Annotated in this window: 17 protein-coding genes; 8 read left to right on the forward strand and 9 right to left on the reverse strand. The window is 64.5% G+C overall.

Features of this window, described 5'->3' with window-relative positions; genetic code table 11:
• The first annotated feature begins 206 nt into the window (after positions 1-206).
• The 6 genes from NKI22_RS00940 to NKI22_RS00965 all read left to right on the forward strand — a co-directional run bounded on the left by NKI22_RS00940 (position 207) and on the right by NKI22_RS00965 (position 6,939).
• Positions 207-989: a DeoR/GlpR family DNA-binding transcription regulator gene (locus NKI22_RS00940; RefSeq protein ID WP_023721392.1), complete on the forward strand. Its 783-nt coding sequence runs from the start codon at positions 207-209 to the stop codon at positions 987-989.
• A complete protein-coding gene (locus tag NKI22_RS00945) occupies positions 986-2,365 on the forward strand; it encodes an FGGY-family carbohydrate kinase (protein ID WP_023721391.1) in 1,380 nt (459 codons plus the stop codon). Before NKI22_RS00940 ends, NKI22_RS00945 begins: the two co-directional genes overlap by 4 nt.
• Positions 2,362-3,903 carry a sugar ABC transporter ATP-binding protein gene (locus tag NKI22_RS00950; RefSeq protein WP_352814948.1) on the forward strand — a complete coding sequence of 514 codons (1,542 nt, stop codon included), beginning with the start codon at positions 2,362-2,364 and terminating at the stop codon, positions 3,901-3,903. Before NKI22_RS00945 ends, NKI22_RS00950 begins: the two co-directional genes overlap by 4 nt.
• Before the next feature lie 23 nt (positions 3,904-3,926).
• Positions 3,927-4,904, forward strand: a complete 978-nt coding sequence (locus NKI22_RS00955; protein WP_502897241.1) for an ABC transporter permease subunit — start codon at positions 3,927-3,929, stop codon at positions 4,902-4,904.
• A gap of 85 nt (positions 4,905-4,989) precedes the next feature.
• Entirely contained in the window at positions 4,990-5,928 is a 939-nt protein-coding gene (locus NKI22_RS00960; protein ID WP_023721388.1) for an ABC transporter substrate-binding protein, read from the forward strand.
• Positions 5,929-6,045: 117 nt separating this feature from the next.
• Positions 6,046-6,939, forward strand: a complete 894-nt coding sequence (locus NKI22_RS00965; protein ID WP_352494078.1) for a sugar phosphate isomerase/epimerase family protein — start codon at positions 6,046-6,048, stop codon at positions 6,937-6,939.
• A gap of 43 nt (positions 6,940-6,982) precedes the next feature.
• On the opposite strand, the gene NKI22_RS00970 is transcribed toward NKI22_RS00965, so the two are convergent.
• Both NKI22_RS00970 and NKI22_RS00975 read right to left on the reverse strand, forming a co-directional pair.
• Complete coding sequence (locus NKI22_RS00970) at positions 6,983-7,438, reverse strand: Crp/Fnr family transcriptional regulator (protein WP_023680480.1); 456 nt, start codon at positions 7,436-7,438, stop codon at positions 6,983-6,985.
• Positions 7,439-7,633: 195 nt separating this feature from the next.
• On the reverse strand, positions 7,634-8,317 hold the full coding sequence (locus NKI22_RS00975; protein ID WP_352814950.1) for a response regulator transcription factor: 684 nt from the start codon (positions 8,315-8,317) through the stop codon (positions 7,634-7,636).
• Between the two features lie 144 nt (positions 8,318-8,461).
• Between NKI22_RS00975 and NKI22_RS00980 the strand changes: the two genes are divergently transcribed.
• Positions 8,462-8,998 carry a L,D-transpeptidase family protein gene (locus tag NKI22_RS00980; protein ID WP_245278686.1) on the forward strand — a complete coding sequence of 179 codons (537 nt, stop codon included), beginning with the start codon at positions 8,462-8,464 and terminating at the stop codon, positions 8,996-8,998.
• A 75-nt stretch (positions 8,999-9,073) separates the two neighbouring features.
• Here the strand turns inward: NKI22_RS00980 and NKI22_RS00985 are convergent, their stop codons facing one another.
• Positions 9,074-9,319 carry a hypothetical protein gene (locus NKI22_RS00985; protein WP_023721384.1) on the reverse strand — a complete coding sequence of 82 codons (246 nt, stop codon included), beginning with the start codon at positions 9,317-9,319 and terminating at the stop codon, positions 9,074-9,076.
• Positions 9,320-9,481: 162 nt separating this feature from the next.
• On the opposite strand from NKI22_RS00985, the gene gcvA reads away from it, so the two are divergent.
• The gene (gene gcvA, locus NKI22_RS00990) at positions 9,482-10,402 is read left to right on the forward strand and encodes a transcriptional regulator GcvA (RefSeq protein ID WP_023721383.1); all 921 of its coding nucleotides are present in this window, start codon (positions 9,482-9,484) and stop codon (positions 10,400-10,402) included.
• Between the two features lie 25 nt (positions 10,403-10,427).
• Here the strand turns inward: gcvA and NKI22_RS00995 are convergent, their stop codons facing one another.
• The 6 genes from NKI22_RS00995 to tsaD all read right to left on the reverse strand — a co-directional run bounded on the left by NKI22_RS00995 (position 10,428) and on the right by tsaD (position 14,531).
• On the reverse strand, positions 10,428-10,847 hold the full coding sequence (locus NKI22_RS00995) for a DUF1761 domain-containing protein (RefSeq protein ID WP_023721382.1): 420 nt from the start codon (positions 10,845-10,847) through the stop codon (positions 10,428-10,430).
• Positions 10,848-10,895: 48 nt separating this feature from the next.
• Positions 10,896-11,552, reverse strand: a complete 657-nt coding sequence (locus NKI22_RS01000; RefSeq protein WP_023721381.1) for a class I SAM-dependent methyltransferase — start codon at positions 11,550-11,552, stop codon at positions 10,896-10,898.
• Positions 11,549-11,974: an EVE domain-containing protein gene (locus NKI22_RS01005; protein ID WP_352494080.1), complete on the reverse strand. Its 426-nt coding sequence runs from the start codon at positions 11,972-11,974 to the stop codon at positions 11,549-11,551. Before NKI22_RS01005 ends, NKI22_RS01000 begins: the two co-directional genes overlap by 4 nt.
• A gap of 135 nt (positions 11,975-12,109) precedes the next feature.
• Entirely contained in the window at positions 12,110-12,406 is a 297-nt protein-coding gene (locus tag NKI22_RS01010; RefSeq protein ID WP_023721379.1) for a YciI-like protein, read from the reverse strand.
• 26 nt (positions 12,407-12,432) lie between these two features.
• Positions 12,433-13,434 (reverse strand): NAD(P)H-dependent glycerol-3-phosphate dehydrogenase, encoded by a 1,002-nt coding sequence (locus NKI22_RS01015; protein ID WP_352494081.1) that lies wholly within the window; start codon positions 13,432-13,434, stop codon positions 12,433-12,435.
• 11 nt (positions 13,435-13,445) lie between these two features.
• Entirely contained in the window at positions 13,446-14,531 is a 1,086-nt protein-coding gene (tsaD, locus tag NKI22_RS01020; protein ID WP_031194644.1) for a tRNA (adenosine(37)-N6)-threonylcarbamoyltransferase complex transferase subunit TsaD, read from the reverse strand.

The following is a 14,531-nucleotide window of genomic DNA, read 5'->3' on the forward strand; positions in this document are numbered from 1 at the left end:
GCGTGGCCACGGCTTTGGACGGCCCGTTGCCGGGACTAAGACCGACGCTGGTATCGCAGATGCGAGTAAGTTACGTCAACAGTGATGTTATCGCGTCAAATCACGCTTGCAATCCGAGGCCCGTTGAGTAAGTTGCACCAATTGCCGTGCAAAATGGCAATGCCGTGCAAAATGGCTTGGGAGGCAAGCGCATTGGGAGGTAAGGGTTGAGCGACTCCGGCCGCCAGCGCCAGATTGTCGAGCTTTTGCGAGACCGGCCTTTCGCATCGGTGCGCGAGCTGCAGGAGCGGCTTGGCGTGTCGGCGGCGACGGTGCGGCGCGACATCGACAAGATCGACGAGGCCGGCGAAGCGCGCAAGGTCTATGGCGGCATCTCGGCGCTCGATGGCGCTTCGCAAGTCGGCGTCGCCTATGCCAGGCCCTATGACGAGAACCGCGACCTCGCCGTCGAGGCCAAGCGGCAGATCGCCGCTCTCGCCGCCACCATGGTGCGCGACGGCGACGCGGTCATCGTGCATGGCGGTTCGACCTGCTTCCATCTCGGCGTCAAGCTCGCCGACCGCAACATCCGGCTCTACACCAACTCGATGCCGCTCGCGGCCTATCTCAGCGATCACGGCCATTGCAGCCTGACCGTCGCCGGCGGCGAACTGCACCGCGAGCCGGGTATCATCCATTCGCTGACCCAGACGGTGCCGTTCTACGCCTCGAAGTTCTTTCTCGGCGCGCAAGGCATCGGCCAGGAAGGCCTTCTGGAATCGCACCCGCTGCTGGTTCGCTCGATCGTCGAGCTCAGCCTCTGCGCCGACCAGATCGTCGTGCTGGCCGACAGCCGCAAACTGTCGATCCACGCCCGCAACGTGGCGCTGCCGCTGTCGCGGATCGGTACGCTGGTCACCGATGAGGGCCTGTCCGACACCGACGCGCGCATGCTCGAAGATGCCGGCGTCATGGTGCGCATCGCCGCTTCCTCGGGAGGCGCCCAGTGAAAGTAGCCGTCCTCGATTTCGGCAAGACCAATTCGAAGCTGTTCGTCTTCGGCCAGGACGGACGCATCCTCGACGAGCGCCGCACCCAGCCGAGCTGGATCCGCAAAAACGGCTTCAGCGTGCTCGACGAGGCAACGCTGCACGACTGGGCGGCCCGCGCCATCGATGACGCCGTCGACACGCATGGCGTGGAAGGGCTGATGGTATCCGGCCATGGCTGCACCTTCGCGTTGGTCAACGACGCCGCGCTGACGCATCCGATCCTCGATTACGAGCAGGAACCGCCGGCCGAGATCGCCGCGCAAATCGATCGCCGCATTCCGGATTTTGCCGAGACCTTTTCGCCGCGCCTGCCGCTTGGCTTCAACTACGGCCGCCACATGTTGTGGCTGAAGGAGGTGGACCCCGGTGCCTTCGCCGCAGCGAAATCGATCCTCGGCTACCCCCAATACTGGAGCTGGCGCCTTGGTGGCCGGCCGGTATCGGAAGTGTCCTATCTCGGCTGCCACTCGCATTTATGGGCGCCGCGCAAACGCGATTTCAGCTCGCTGGTCGATGCCGAGGGCTGGCGCGGCCAGATGCCCGCCTTCGAGCGTGCCGGCGCGGTGATCGGCGAGCAGCGCTTCGGCCGAGCCGCGAAGCCTGTCGCCATCCATAATGGCGTCCACGACAGCAATGCCGCGCTCCATGCCTACCGCCGGCAGCAGCTCGGGCCGGTGACCGTGGTCTCGACCGGCACCTGGGTCGTCGTTCTCAACCCGGACTGTCCTCTCGACGCACTCGACGGCGAGCGCGACATGCTGGTCAACGTCGATGTCGATGGCGGCCCGGTGCCAACCATCCGCTTCATGGGCGGCCGCGAATTCGCGACGATCAGCGCCGGCTGGCAGGGCGCCATCGCGCCGTCATCGATACAGCGGGTGATCGACGCCGGCATCATGGCGCTGCCGAGCTTCGCGCCCGGCGGCCCGATGGCACACCGGCGCGGCGAACTGGTCGGGCGCACGCCCAATGCCGACGAACGCGCGGCCATGGCGCTGCTCTATGTCGCGCTGATGGTCGATTTGTGCCTCGAGCTGATCCATTCCGACAATACCGTCATCGTCGACGGCGGCCTGAACAATGGCGGGCTGCTTGCCGCGCTGCTGGCCCAATTGCGTCCCGGGCAGGCCTTCCTGCAGGGCGCAACGCTGGAGGGCAGCGCCACCGGTGCCGCCGCACTCGCCTTCGAAAGCGTCGGACGCGAGTTTGCCACCGAGGCGCCGGAGGCGGTGCATGCGGCAAGCTTCAGCGGCCTTGCCGGCTACCGCAACGACTGGCGCGGCCTTGCCGCCGATCGGGGTGCCCCCAGAGCAGCTGCGGGAGGTGCGCGATGAGCGCCATCGCCCGGATCGAGACGGTGCGCCAGCCGGTGCTGGAGATGCGCCACATCTCGAAGACATTCGGCCCGATCCGCGCCCTGCACGATGTGTCGCTGACCGTCCATGCCGGCGAGCTGCACGCGCTGATGGGCGAGAACGGTGCCGGCAAGTCGACGCTGATGAAAGTGCTGTCCGGCGCCTACCGGCCGGATCCCGGCGGCGAGATCCTGATCGACGGCATGCCGGCCGCCACCGGCGACCCGATCAAGGCACGCGCCGCCGGCATTGCGGTCATCTACCAGGAGCTGTCGCTGGCGCCCAATCTGTCGGTGGCGCAGAACATTTTCCTCGGCAACGAGCCGCGACGGTTCGGCATCGTCGATCGCGAGCAGTGTAACCGGCGCGCCAGCGACATCATCGCGCGGCTCGGCGTGACTTTTTCGGCGCGCACCCCGGTCACCAGCCTGTCGCTCGGCGAACGCCAGCTGGTTGAAATTGCCCGCGCGCTGTCGACCAATGCGCGCATCATCGTCATGGACGAGCCGACCACGTCGCTGACCTCGCGTGAGACCGACCGGCTGTTCGAGGTGATCGCGACGCTGAAGTCGCAAGGTATCGCCATCATCTACATCAGCCACCGCATGGAAGAGGTCTACCAGCTCGCCGACCGCGTCAGCGTGCTGCGCGACAGCGGCTATGTCGGCACGCTCGACCGCGCCGATCTGAACGCCTCGCGGCTGGTATCGATGATGGTCGGGCGCGATCTGTCGACGTTCTACAAGAAGGATCACCGCCCGCCGGACAGCAAGCGCGCCGTCGCGCTGTCGGTGCGCGGCATGTCGAACGGCAATCTCATAAAGAATTGCTCCTTCGACCTCCACAAAGGCGAGGTGCTGGCACTGGCCGGCCTGGTCGGCTCGGGCCGCACCGAGCTGGCACGGCTGATCTTCGGCGCCGACAGGCACATATCGGGCACGCTGGAGCTCGGCGGCAAACCGATATCCATCGGTTCGCCAAGCGAGGCGCTGGATGCCGGCATCGCCTACCTGACCGAGGACCGCAAGCAACTTGGCCTGTTCCTCGACATGTCGATCTCCGACAACATCAGCATGGGCGTGCTGGCAAGGGACGCGAAGGCCGGCGGTCTGCGCGACTTCGCGGCCGCCGAAAAGCGCGCCGCCAAAGCGATGTCAGACCTCTCCATCCGCACCAGCTCGGTGCAGGCCAATGCCGGCTCGCTGTCAGGCGGCAACCAGCAGAAGGTGCTGCTCGCCCGCCTGCTGGAAACAGAGCCGCAGGTCGTCATCCTCGACGAGCCGACCCGCGGCGTCGATGTCGGGGCCAAGTCGGAAATCTACCGGCTGATCGACAATCTGGCCAAGAAAGGCATCGCCATCCTGATGATCTCCAGCGAACTGCCGGAGGTGATCGGCATCGCCGACCGCGTGCTGGTGATGCGCGACGGCACAATTGCCGGCGAGGTGACGGCGTCGGAAGGCGAGCCACTGCGGCAGGAAGCGATCATGGAACTTGCAACGGGAGCGGCTCAGTGATGACCGACAAGGTGGCCGACACGATGAAAGCGGACGACCGGGCGCTCGGCAGGAGCACAAGGTGGCGCACCGCCATCGCTGCGCTCGGCATGCTGCCGATCCTGATTCTGCTGGCGGTCGGCTTCCAGTTCATCAACCCGCGCTTTTTCACCCAGACCAATCTGCTGATCGTCATGCAGCAATCGTCGATCAACATCGTGTTGGCGGCCGGCATGACCTTCGTCATCCTGACCGGCGGCATCGACCTGTCCGTCGGCTCGATCCTTGCCGCCTCGGCGATGGTGGCGGTGATGGTGTCGCTGGTGCCCGATTGGGGACTGCTGGGCGTGCCGGCGGCCATTCTCGTCGGGCTCGGCTTCGGCGTCATCAACGGCCTGCTGATCGCCTACATCAAGCTGCCGCCCTTCATCGTCACGCTGGGATCACTGACCGCCGTGCGCGGCGTCGCCCGGTTGCTTGGCCAGGACACGACGGTGTTCAACTCGGACCTGCCGTTCGACTTCATCGGCAACGGTTCGCTGTTCGGCGTTCCATGGCTGGTCATCATCGCGCTGGCGGTCGTGGTGCTGTCCTGGCTGGTGCTCAAGCGCACCGTGCTTGGCACCTGGATCTACGCCGTCGGCGGCAACGCCGAGGCCGCCAGACTGACCGGCATCAAGGTGCCGCTGGTGCTGCTCTTCGTCTACGGCGTTTCCGGCCTTCTGGCCGGCCTTGGCGGCGCCATGTCGGCGGCCCGGCTCTATGCCGCCAACGGGCTGCAGCTCGGCCAGTCCTACGAACTCGACGCCATTGCCGCGGTCATCCTCGGCGGCACCAGCTTCGTCGGCGGCGTCGGCTCGATCTGGGGCACGCTGATCGGCGGCCTGATCATCGCCGTGCTGTCAAATGGGCTCATCCTCGCCGGTGTTTCCGACATCTGGCAGTACATCATCAAGGGATTGGTCATCATCGTGGCGGTCGCCCTCGACCGTTACCGGCTCCAGGCAGGAGCAAGAACGTGATGGCCCTTAGTCGCCGGCGTCCATCGAGCCGGTTTCATGTGTAACGCACCGTGAGAGGCGCGGGCATCAGGAGGAAAATAAAACAATGAAGATCATCGCTAAACTGCTCTGCGGCGTCGCCCTTGCAGCCGCCGTCATCGCGCCGGCATCGGCCAAGGACCTGAACAAGGTCGGCATCTCGGTCGGCCTGCTCGGCAACCCGTTCTTCGTCGCCACCATCAAGGGCATCGAGGACGCGGCCAAGAAAATCAACCCGAATGTGCAGGTGACATCGGTATCGGCCGACTACGATCTCAACAAGCAGGTCTCGCAGGTCGATTCCTTCATCGCCGCCGGCGTCGACGTCATCATGCTCAATGCCGTCGATGCCAAGGCGATCGCACCGGCGGTGAAGAAGGCACAGGCGGCCGGCATCGTCGTTGCCGCTTTTGACGTTTCGGCGCCGGGCGCCGACGTCACCGTGATGACCAACAATGTCAAGGCCGGCGAAGAGGCGTGCCAGTATCTGGTCGACCATACCGGCGGCAAGGGCGACTACGTCATCCTCAACGGCCCGGCCTCGTCGTCGATCCTGGAGAGGGTCAAGGGCTGCAAGGACGTGCTGGCAAAACACCCCGACATCAAGGTCCTTTCAGACGACCAGAACGCCGAAGGCTCACGTGACGGCGGCTTGAAAGTGTTCCAGTCGCTGCTGACCCGTTTCGACAAGATCGACGCGGTGTTCGCCATCAACGATCCGACGGCGATCGGCGCCCAGCTTGCGGCCAAGCAGCTCAACCGCTCGGAGTTCATCTTCACGGCGGTCGACGGCGCGCCCGATATCGAGAAGGAACTCGCTTCCGGCACGTCGATGATCAAGGCCTCGGCCTCGCAGGATCCCTATGTGATGGCCGGCCAGTCGCTGACGATGGCGGCTGACCTGCTTGCCGGCAAGAAGCCGGCCGAGCCGACGGTGCTGCTCGACCCGAAGCTGATCACGGCCGACAATTTGAAGGATTACAAGGGCTGGACCGCAGCTCGCTAAACCTCCCAAGCCTGGTGCGGCCGGTATGACCGGCCGCACCTTTTTTGTCTGAGCAACGGATTGCCAAACACCGATTTGGACTTGGGTCCGCTACTGCTGGAATAACCGGAGACAATCATGTCGCGCATCGGAATCCACTCATTCGTCTGGTCGGCGAGCTCGACGCAGAGCGATCTCGAGCGGACGCTGGCCAACACCAGCGAAGCCGGCTTCGACCTGATCGAATTCTCCTATCTCGACCCCGCCAATGTCGACATTGACGGCTTGGCCAAGCGGATAGCCGATCTCGGCCTCGGCGTCGCGATCAGCATCGGACTGCCGGCCGACGGCGATATTTCGAGCGCCGACAAAACGATTGCGGCGCACGGCGTCGAAATCCTGAAACGTACGATCGCGCTGACTCGCGATCTCGGCGGCCAGAAGGTTGCCGGCATCCTCAGCACCAGCCACGGCTTGCAGAGCGAGGCGCCGACGCGCGACCAGTGGAACCGCAGCGCCGGCACGCTTGCCGAGGTGGCGGAGACGGCAAAGTCAGCCGGCGTCACCCTCAACCTCGAGATCGTCAACCGCTTCGAAAGCAACCTGCTCAACACCGCCGCGCAAGGCATGGCCTTTATCGAGGACAGCGGCTCCGACAACATCTTCCTGCATCTCGACACGTTCCACATGAACATCGAGGAGGCCGATGTCGGATTGGCCATCCGCAACGCCGCAAAGAAAATCGGCTATGTCCATATCGGCGAGAGTCATCGCGGCTTCCTCGGCACCGGCAATATCGATTTCGCCGGGATATTCGATGCGCTGACCGCTATCGGCTACAGCGACGACCTCAGCTTCGAATCCTTCTCGTCGGAAATCGTCGACGAGAACCTGTCGCGGAAAACCGCGATCTGGCGCAATCTGTGGACCGACAATATGGAGCTGGCCAAACATGCGCGCCGCTTCATTGCGCTCGGACTGGAGACGGCGCGGCGCAAGGCGGAGCTTGTTTCCGCAACGCACCGGCCTTGAGAACTCGCAAATTCCGAAATCTGGTTAAACCAGAGGCGCTACATTAGCCGGCAAAACGCGGCCCAAGTTCCTCGATCCGGCGGATCATCGCCTGGAAATCCTCCAATATGCGCTGGTGCAAGTGAACCGCCAGCTCCGGGTATTCCTCGAGGATGCGGCGGAACATCTTGCGGCTGAGCCGCAGCACTTCCGAATCGATTTCGGCGGAGGCGCTGGTCAGCCGGTTGGTGTCGGCGATCAGCGCCAGTTCGCTGAGTATGGTGCCGGGACCGGCGGTGCCGATCGGGATGCGCTCCCCGTCGTGCTCGCGATAGAGCACGATGCGGCCGCTGACCACGATGTAGGCCGAATCAGCTTCGTCGTCCTCGCGATAAAGCTTGTGGTCGGCTTTCAGCATGGTGGTTTCGGCGCCGAAGGCGAGCAGACGCAGCTGTTCCTGCGTAAAGCCCTCGAAGAGCCTCACGGTGGACAGGATGCGGATGTCGTCATCCAGCGCCATCTAGCTATGTCCCCGAACCGTCAGTCCCACTCCTCCCTAGAGCGCCGCGCGTCCCCCGGACGCGCAAGGCGTTTCAAAAATCGGTTCCGCTCCTTGGACCCGATGCCTCCGCGAGTTCGATCCAGACCCACCTCCAGCTCAGGACCGTACCCGAAAAGCGCCCCGCCCGGATCGCTTATTTGAATAATGAAATGTTTAAGGAACCAGCTTGTAGCCGCCGCTTTCTGTCACGAGAATTTCCGCGTTGGAAGGATCGCGCTCGATCTTCTGGCGCAGCCGGTAGACGTGGGTTTCGAGCGTATGCGTGGTGACGCCGGAATTGTAGCCCCATACTTCCTCCAGCAGCACGTCGCGGGTCACCACCTTCTGTTCGGCGCGGTAGAGATATTTGATGATCGAGGCTTCCTTTTCGGTCAGCCGCACCTTGGCGCCGCGCGGGTCGATCAGAAGCTTCTGGCTGGGCTTGAACGTGTAGGGGCCGACCGAGAAAGTGGCGTCCTCGCTCTGCTCGTGCTGGCGCAGCTGGGCGCGAATGCGGGCCAGCAGCACGGCAAAGCGGAACGGCTTGGTCACATAGTCGTTGGCGCCGGCCTCGAGACCAAGGATCGTGTCGGAATCGGTGTCGTGGCCGGTCAGCATGATGATCGGCGCCTTGTAGCCGCCCTTGCGCAATATCTTCACCGCCTCGCGGCCATCCATGTCGGGCAGGCCGACATCCATGATGAGCAGGTCGATAAGCCCGCCGCGCGCCGCGGCGACGCCTTTGGCGGCGGTCGCTTCCTGCAGGACATCGAATTCCTCATAAAGCGACAATTGCTCGACAAGGGTGCCGCGCAGGTCGTCATCGTCGTCGACGATCAGAATGGTGCGTGAAGTCATGGATCAATCCGTTGTTTTGAAAAGAGATTTCAGTTGACCGCTGCCTGTTTATGCGGAAGCTGACCGGCACAACAGCCGTTCACAGTGATTTGTTCCGTGGCACGATCATACAAGAAAAAACACGATCGCAATGCAGTCGGCGCAATTTTGCCGAAAGGGCTTACCGTGCTCACCGTGCGCGCGCGGCCCGGCCATGCCAGCCAGGGCTTTCTACAGGCCGGCAAACTCGTGTTTCCATGTGCGCTGGGGCATGGCGGCATCTCGGCCGGCAAGCGCGAGGGCGATGGCGCCACGCCGCTCGCCTCGATGCGGATATTGTCGGGATATTTTCGCGGCGACCGTTTTTCCAGCGGCCGCCGGACGCGGCTGGCGATGACGCCGATCGGCCGCGACCTCGGCTGGTGCGAAGTGCCTGGGGACCGCAACTACAACCGCCCGGTCAAAATCCCCTATGGCGCCAGCCATGAGCGGATGCAGCGGGCCGACGATCTCTACGATGCCTGCCTGGTGCTGGACTGGAACATTGTGCCGCGCCGGCGCGGGCGCGGCAGCGCCATCTTCTTCCACCTGGCGCGCCCCGGCTTCACGCCGACGCAAGGCTGCGTCGCGGTAACAGCCCGCACCATGGCACGGCTGCTGCCGCTGCTGTCGGAGCGGACGGTGGTGAGGGTGGTAAGGTAAGGGAATAGGGGAATAAGGGAGTAGGGGAATAGGCAGTAAAAGTAGAGACAGGGGCGGGCGCGCCGCTTAGCTCCCCTACTCCCCTACTCCCCTACTCCTTTGCCACCCTATGTCGAGAAGGCCGAGCCGGCCGAGTTCGCGGTCCATGGCGCGTGCGATGTCCTTGCGTTCGCTACCGATGTCGCGCAGCTGGCGATCGGAGAGATCCTCGACATTCTCGTAGGGAAGATTGGCCGCGATTCTCGCGTGCCGAAGCCAGTCGAGCACGGCGCGCAGCCAGGCCGGGCGGAGGGTTACAGAGCGCAGGGCGATGTCAGACATGGTGCAATCCGCTTCTCCGGACATCAAATCCGGTTTGATGTTTCTTCGATGCTCAGATCATGGCGGATTGAAATTCAAACGGGAAACGAGTAGTTTTTTCTGCATCTTCAAGTTTTGTTTGAGGATTGGAATGCTCGACCGAACCCTCCTCGTCTGGCCCTGATGGCGCGCCTGCTGCCTGGAACCCGTGCGCTGCGGACGCTGGAGGCGGCGGCCCGGCACCTCAATTTCACCCGCGCCGCCGACGAGCTCGGCCTGACGCCGGCAGCGGTCAGCCACCAGATCAAGGAAATCGAGGATCAGCTCGGCATCATGCTGTTCACACGCACCAGCCGCACAATCCGGCTCACCGAGGCGGGTGCGGTGCTGTTCGAGGCCTCGACCGACGCGCTCGACCTGCTTGGCCGCGCGGTCTCACGGGCGCAGAAGACGGCGCGCGGATCGGCGCTGCTGAAGGTCACCCTCGATGCGCAATTCGCGACGAAGTGGCTGATGCGGCGCGTCGACGATTTTCGCAAACAGCATCCGGCAATCGAGCTGCGCTTCGATATCAGCTATGAGGTGCGCGATTTCGACCGCGACGATGTCGATGTCGGCATCCGTTTCGGCGCCGGCAAATATCCGGGGCTTCGCTCGCACCGGCTGTTCGAAAACGTCATCATTCCCGTCTGCAGTCCGGCCTTGCTGCGGTCAGGGCCGCCGCTCAAGGAGCCACGCGACCTGTTCCATCATACGCTGGCGCATATCGAGTGGTCGCGCCAGGGCGTCACCTGGCCGAACTGGAGCATGTGGATGGCGGCGGCGGGCGTCGACGATTTCGACGACAGCCGGACCATCGTGTTCGGCAATTCGACGGATGCCGTGCAGGCCGCGCTCGACGGCAACGCGGTTGCGCTCGCCGATTTCGCCATGGTGGCAAACGACCTTTCGGAAGGCCGGCTGATCCGGCCCTTTGAACTCGGCATCAAGGTCGCGCCCGAATTCGCCTATTTCCTGGTCTATCCCGAAAGTGCGGCGAACGATCCGCGCATCGTCGCCTTTCGCGATTGGCTTCTCGAGGAAGTCGCCAAGACCCCAACCTAAAGGTCAGCCTGTCGCCGCCTAAAGGTCAGCCTGTCGCCGCCGCGCCGAACCAGCCGATCACCGCGCCGATGAGAAGCATCACGCCGAGCCAATGGCCGACATCGATGAGCGTCAGATCCCAGCCGAAACCTTCGTAGCGATGGTTGACCGAAAGCGTCGTGGCGACGAACCCCAGCCAGAGAACGAAGCCGAAGATCACCCCGGCAAGCAGGCTCGGTTCGCCGCCGGTCACTGCGCCGATGATCAGCGACATGACCAGCGCCATGACAAGCTCCGCGACGAAGGAGACGACGAAGGGCAGCATCGACTTGCTCATCGTCGCCGGATCAAGCTTGGCGGCCTTCAGCCACGGCTTGCTCAGGCCCATATACCAGGCCGCGCCGAACAGCCACGCCACCACGGCGGCGACGATTACCGCCAGCCAATTGATTGCTGAAAAATCCATGATTCCCTCCGGTCGATTGCGCGATGGAACGCCTGTTCGGCGATGCCGTCAAGCAAGGCACCAGACGGTGGTGCGCTTGACCTCGGCGTCCTCCAGCGCGCGGGTCACCGCCACTTCGTAGACGGCAAGCGGTTCCAGCCCGGTCTTCGGCAAATAGGAGCGGCCGGGATCGCCGACGAGGATGTCGGCGCCGCGCGCCTTCAACGCTGCGAACCACGGCATCAGCCTGTCGGCGAAAGCTTTGTCGTAGAAGACGTCGCCGGCCAGCACCAGATCCCAGCCCGCATCGGTGCCGATGCAGTCGCCGGCGAGGAATTCTATCTCGACGCCATTGGCCTCGGCATTGAGGCGGACCGCGGTCGCGCAGAACGGGTCGATGTCGGCGGCGATCACCTCGGCAGATCCGGCCTTCACTGCTGCAATGGCGACGAGGCCGGAGCCGGAGGCGAAGTCGAGCACGCGCCTGCCGCGCACCGCCGCCGGATTGTCGAGGATGTAGCGGGCAAGGCCTTGGCCGCCGGCCCAGGCGAAGGCCCAGAAGGGCGGCGGCAGGCCGATTTCGGTCAGCTCATCCTCGGTCCGCTGCCACAATTCATGCGCCTCGTCGGCCAGCTGCAGGCGTATCTCCGGCACATGCGGCGGCGCCATCAGCGCCGTGTTGTCGAGGATGAATTTCTTGGCGCTGTCCGGCGTCAGCGCCGTCATGGCGCCGGCGTCAGTCCGCTCATGCGGCAGACCTCCTGCCATTCGGCAGGCGTCACCGGCTGCACGGACAGCCGCCCGAGCCGCACCAGCGCCATGTCGGCCAGCTTTGGATTGGCCTTGGCCTGTTCCAGCGTCACCGGCTTCGGCATGTCCTTGAAGGCGCGGATATCGACGCACTCCCAGCGGGGATCGTCGGTCGTGCTGTCCTGATGGGCCAGAGCGCAGATTTCGGCGATGCCGACTATGTCGAGCCCATCATTGGAATGGTAGAAAAAGCCGAGATCGCCGATCTGCATCGCCTTCATGTTGTTGCGCGCCGCATAATTGCGCACGCCGTCCCATTGCGTGCCGGCCTTGCCCTTGGCCTTGAGGTCCTCGAAGGAGAAGACCGAGGGTTCGGATTTGAACAGCCAGTAGTTCATTGTCTTGCTCCTCCTCAGGTGCCGTCGCGACTAAAAGCGCGTCGCGTTCGACCGGCGTCATGCGACGCGCTTCAGGTTCTTGTTTTATGCATGTCGTTATCACAAAACCGCTGCACACTTTTGCGCGACATGCATTTAGATACCCGCCGGTTTGTTGAAGCTCCAGTTCCACTGCCGGATTTCGACGCTTTCGAACAGCCCTGCCTTGGTATAGGGATCGGCCGCCGACAGGGCTTTTGCCGCAGCCAGATCGGGCGCCTCGACAACGGCGAGAGTGCCGTTCGGCTTGCCGTCTGCGTCGAGGAACGGGCCGGCGAAGGCCAATTTCTTGTCACCGTTCAGCCCTTCCAGGAAGGCAAGGTGCTTAGGCCGCGTATCGAGCCGCACCTGCAGGCTTCCTGGCTTGTCCTTGCAAATCAACGCAAACAGCATCTTTCCATCTCCGCAATCGTTCGGGATTACATGTCGGTTTCGGTTTTGAGCGGCCTGGTCATCAACGCCGACACAGCCTGGTCTATGGTGACGGTGCCGTCCAGTATGGCGGCGACGGCGGCGATGATCGGCGCGTCGATCCGGCGCTCGCCGGCGATGCGGGCGGCGATCGCCGCCGTCGGCACGCCTTCAGCCAGAGGCAGGCCGGCAAGCGGCTTGCCTTGCCCGAGCGCCAGCCCATAGGCGAAATTGCGCGACTGGGCGGACGAGCAGGTGAGCAGCAGGTCGCCGAGGCCGGAAAGCCCCATCAGCGTCTCCGGCTTTGCGCCGAAGGCGGCACCGATGCGGCGCAATTCGACGAAGCCGCGCGTCACCATTGCGGCCTGGGCGCTGGCGCCGAGCCCGGCGCCGGTAACGGCACCCGCGGCGATGGCAAAGACGTTCTTCAGCGCGCCGCCGATCTCGACGCCGATCAGGTCGTCGCTCCAATAACAACGCAGGTTTTCAGCCGAGAAACGGGCGGCAAGGTCGGTGGCCAGAGCCTCGTCGCGGGCGGCGACCACCACGGCCGTGGGCAGGCCCCTGGCGACGTCGGTGGCAAAGCTTGGGCCGGACAAAGCGGCGACCGGATTTGCCGGCAGGATTTCCTCGGCAATGGACGACAGCAGCGCGCCGGTGTCGCGCTCGATGCCCTTGGCGCAGAGCACCAGCGGGACGCCTTTCGGCACATGGCTGGACGCGGCCGTCAGCATGGCGCGCAACGATTGCGCCGGCGCCACCGCCAGCACGCAGTCGGCGTCGGCGAGAGCCAGTTTGATGTCACTTGTCGCCGCGATGCCGGGATCGAGCGCGATGCCGGGCAGATAGCGCGGATTTTCGCCACGGTCGATCGCCGCGACGGTCTCCGGGTCGCGCGCGAACAGCCGGACCGAATGGCCGGCGCGCAGCATGGCCAGCGCCAGCGCCGTGCCCCAGGCACCGCCGCCAAGCACGGCGACACGCCAGCCGGCGCTGGCTTTGCGCGTCATGGCTTTGCTCGTCACGCCTTGGCCCCGCGCCGGCCAGAGCCGACCATCGGGGCCGAGACGCTGTCCAGCGGCCAGCGCGAGCGCGGCACGAAATCGGCGGCGTTTTCGCCTGATATGCCGGCGCGCAGCCGCTCGATGCCGGCCCAGGCGATCATCGCCGCATTGTCGGTGCAGAGATTAAGCGGCGGGGCGACGAAGCTGAACCCGGCCTGTTCGCACAGCGCTTGCAATGTCGCCTTGATCGTCCGGTTGGCGGCGACGCCGCCGGCGACAACCAGCGCAGGCTCGGCCTTGTCCGGGAATTGCTGACGGAATCTGGTCAGCGCCCGCGAAACACGGTCGCCGAGCGCATCCGCCACCGCCGCCTGGAACGAGGCGCAGATATCGGCGACGTCCTGGTCGCTCAGCGGGGCGATCGCGGATGCCGCCTGGCGCACTGCGGTCTTGAGGCCGGAAAAGGAAAAATCGGGCTGCGCCGAGCCCTTCATCGGGCGCGGAAACGCAAAACGGGCCGCATCGCCATTTGCCGCCGCCTTCTCGACATTCGGTCCGCCCGGATAGGGCAGGCCGAGCATCTTGGCCGTCTTGTCGAAGGCTTCGCCAAGCGCGTCGTCGATGGTCGTCGCCCAGCGCTGGTAGTCGCCGACGCCGCGCACGGCGACGATCTGGGTATGGCCGCCGGAAACCAGCAGCAAGAGGTAGGGAAAGTCGAGCCCGTCGGTTAATCTGGCCGTCAGCGCGTGGCCTTCGAGATGGTTGACGGCGATCAGCGGTTTTTTAGCTGCCGCGGCGATTGCTTTTGCCGTCATCAGGCCGACGATCAGCCCGCCGACAAGACCGGGACCGGCGGTGGCGGCAATCGCATCGATGTCGGCGAGGTCGACGCCGGAATCGGCCAGCGCTGCCTCGATGATGCCGTCGAGCGCCTCGACATGGGCGCGCGCGGCAATCTCCGGCACGACGCCGCCGAAAGCGGCATGCTCCTCGATCTGGCTGAGCACGATGTTCGACAGGATTTGCGGCGTGCTGCGACCGTCCAGCGCCACCACGCTGGCGGCGGTCTCGTCGCAACTCGTCTCGATGCCCAGAACGCGGAT

The organism is Mesorhizobium sp. M0778, assembly GCF_040320105.1.
GTDB lineage: Bacteria > Pseudomonadota > Alphaproteobacteria > Rhizobiales > Rhizobiaceae > Mesorhizobium.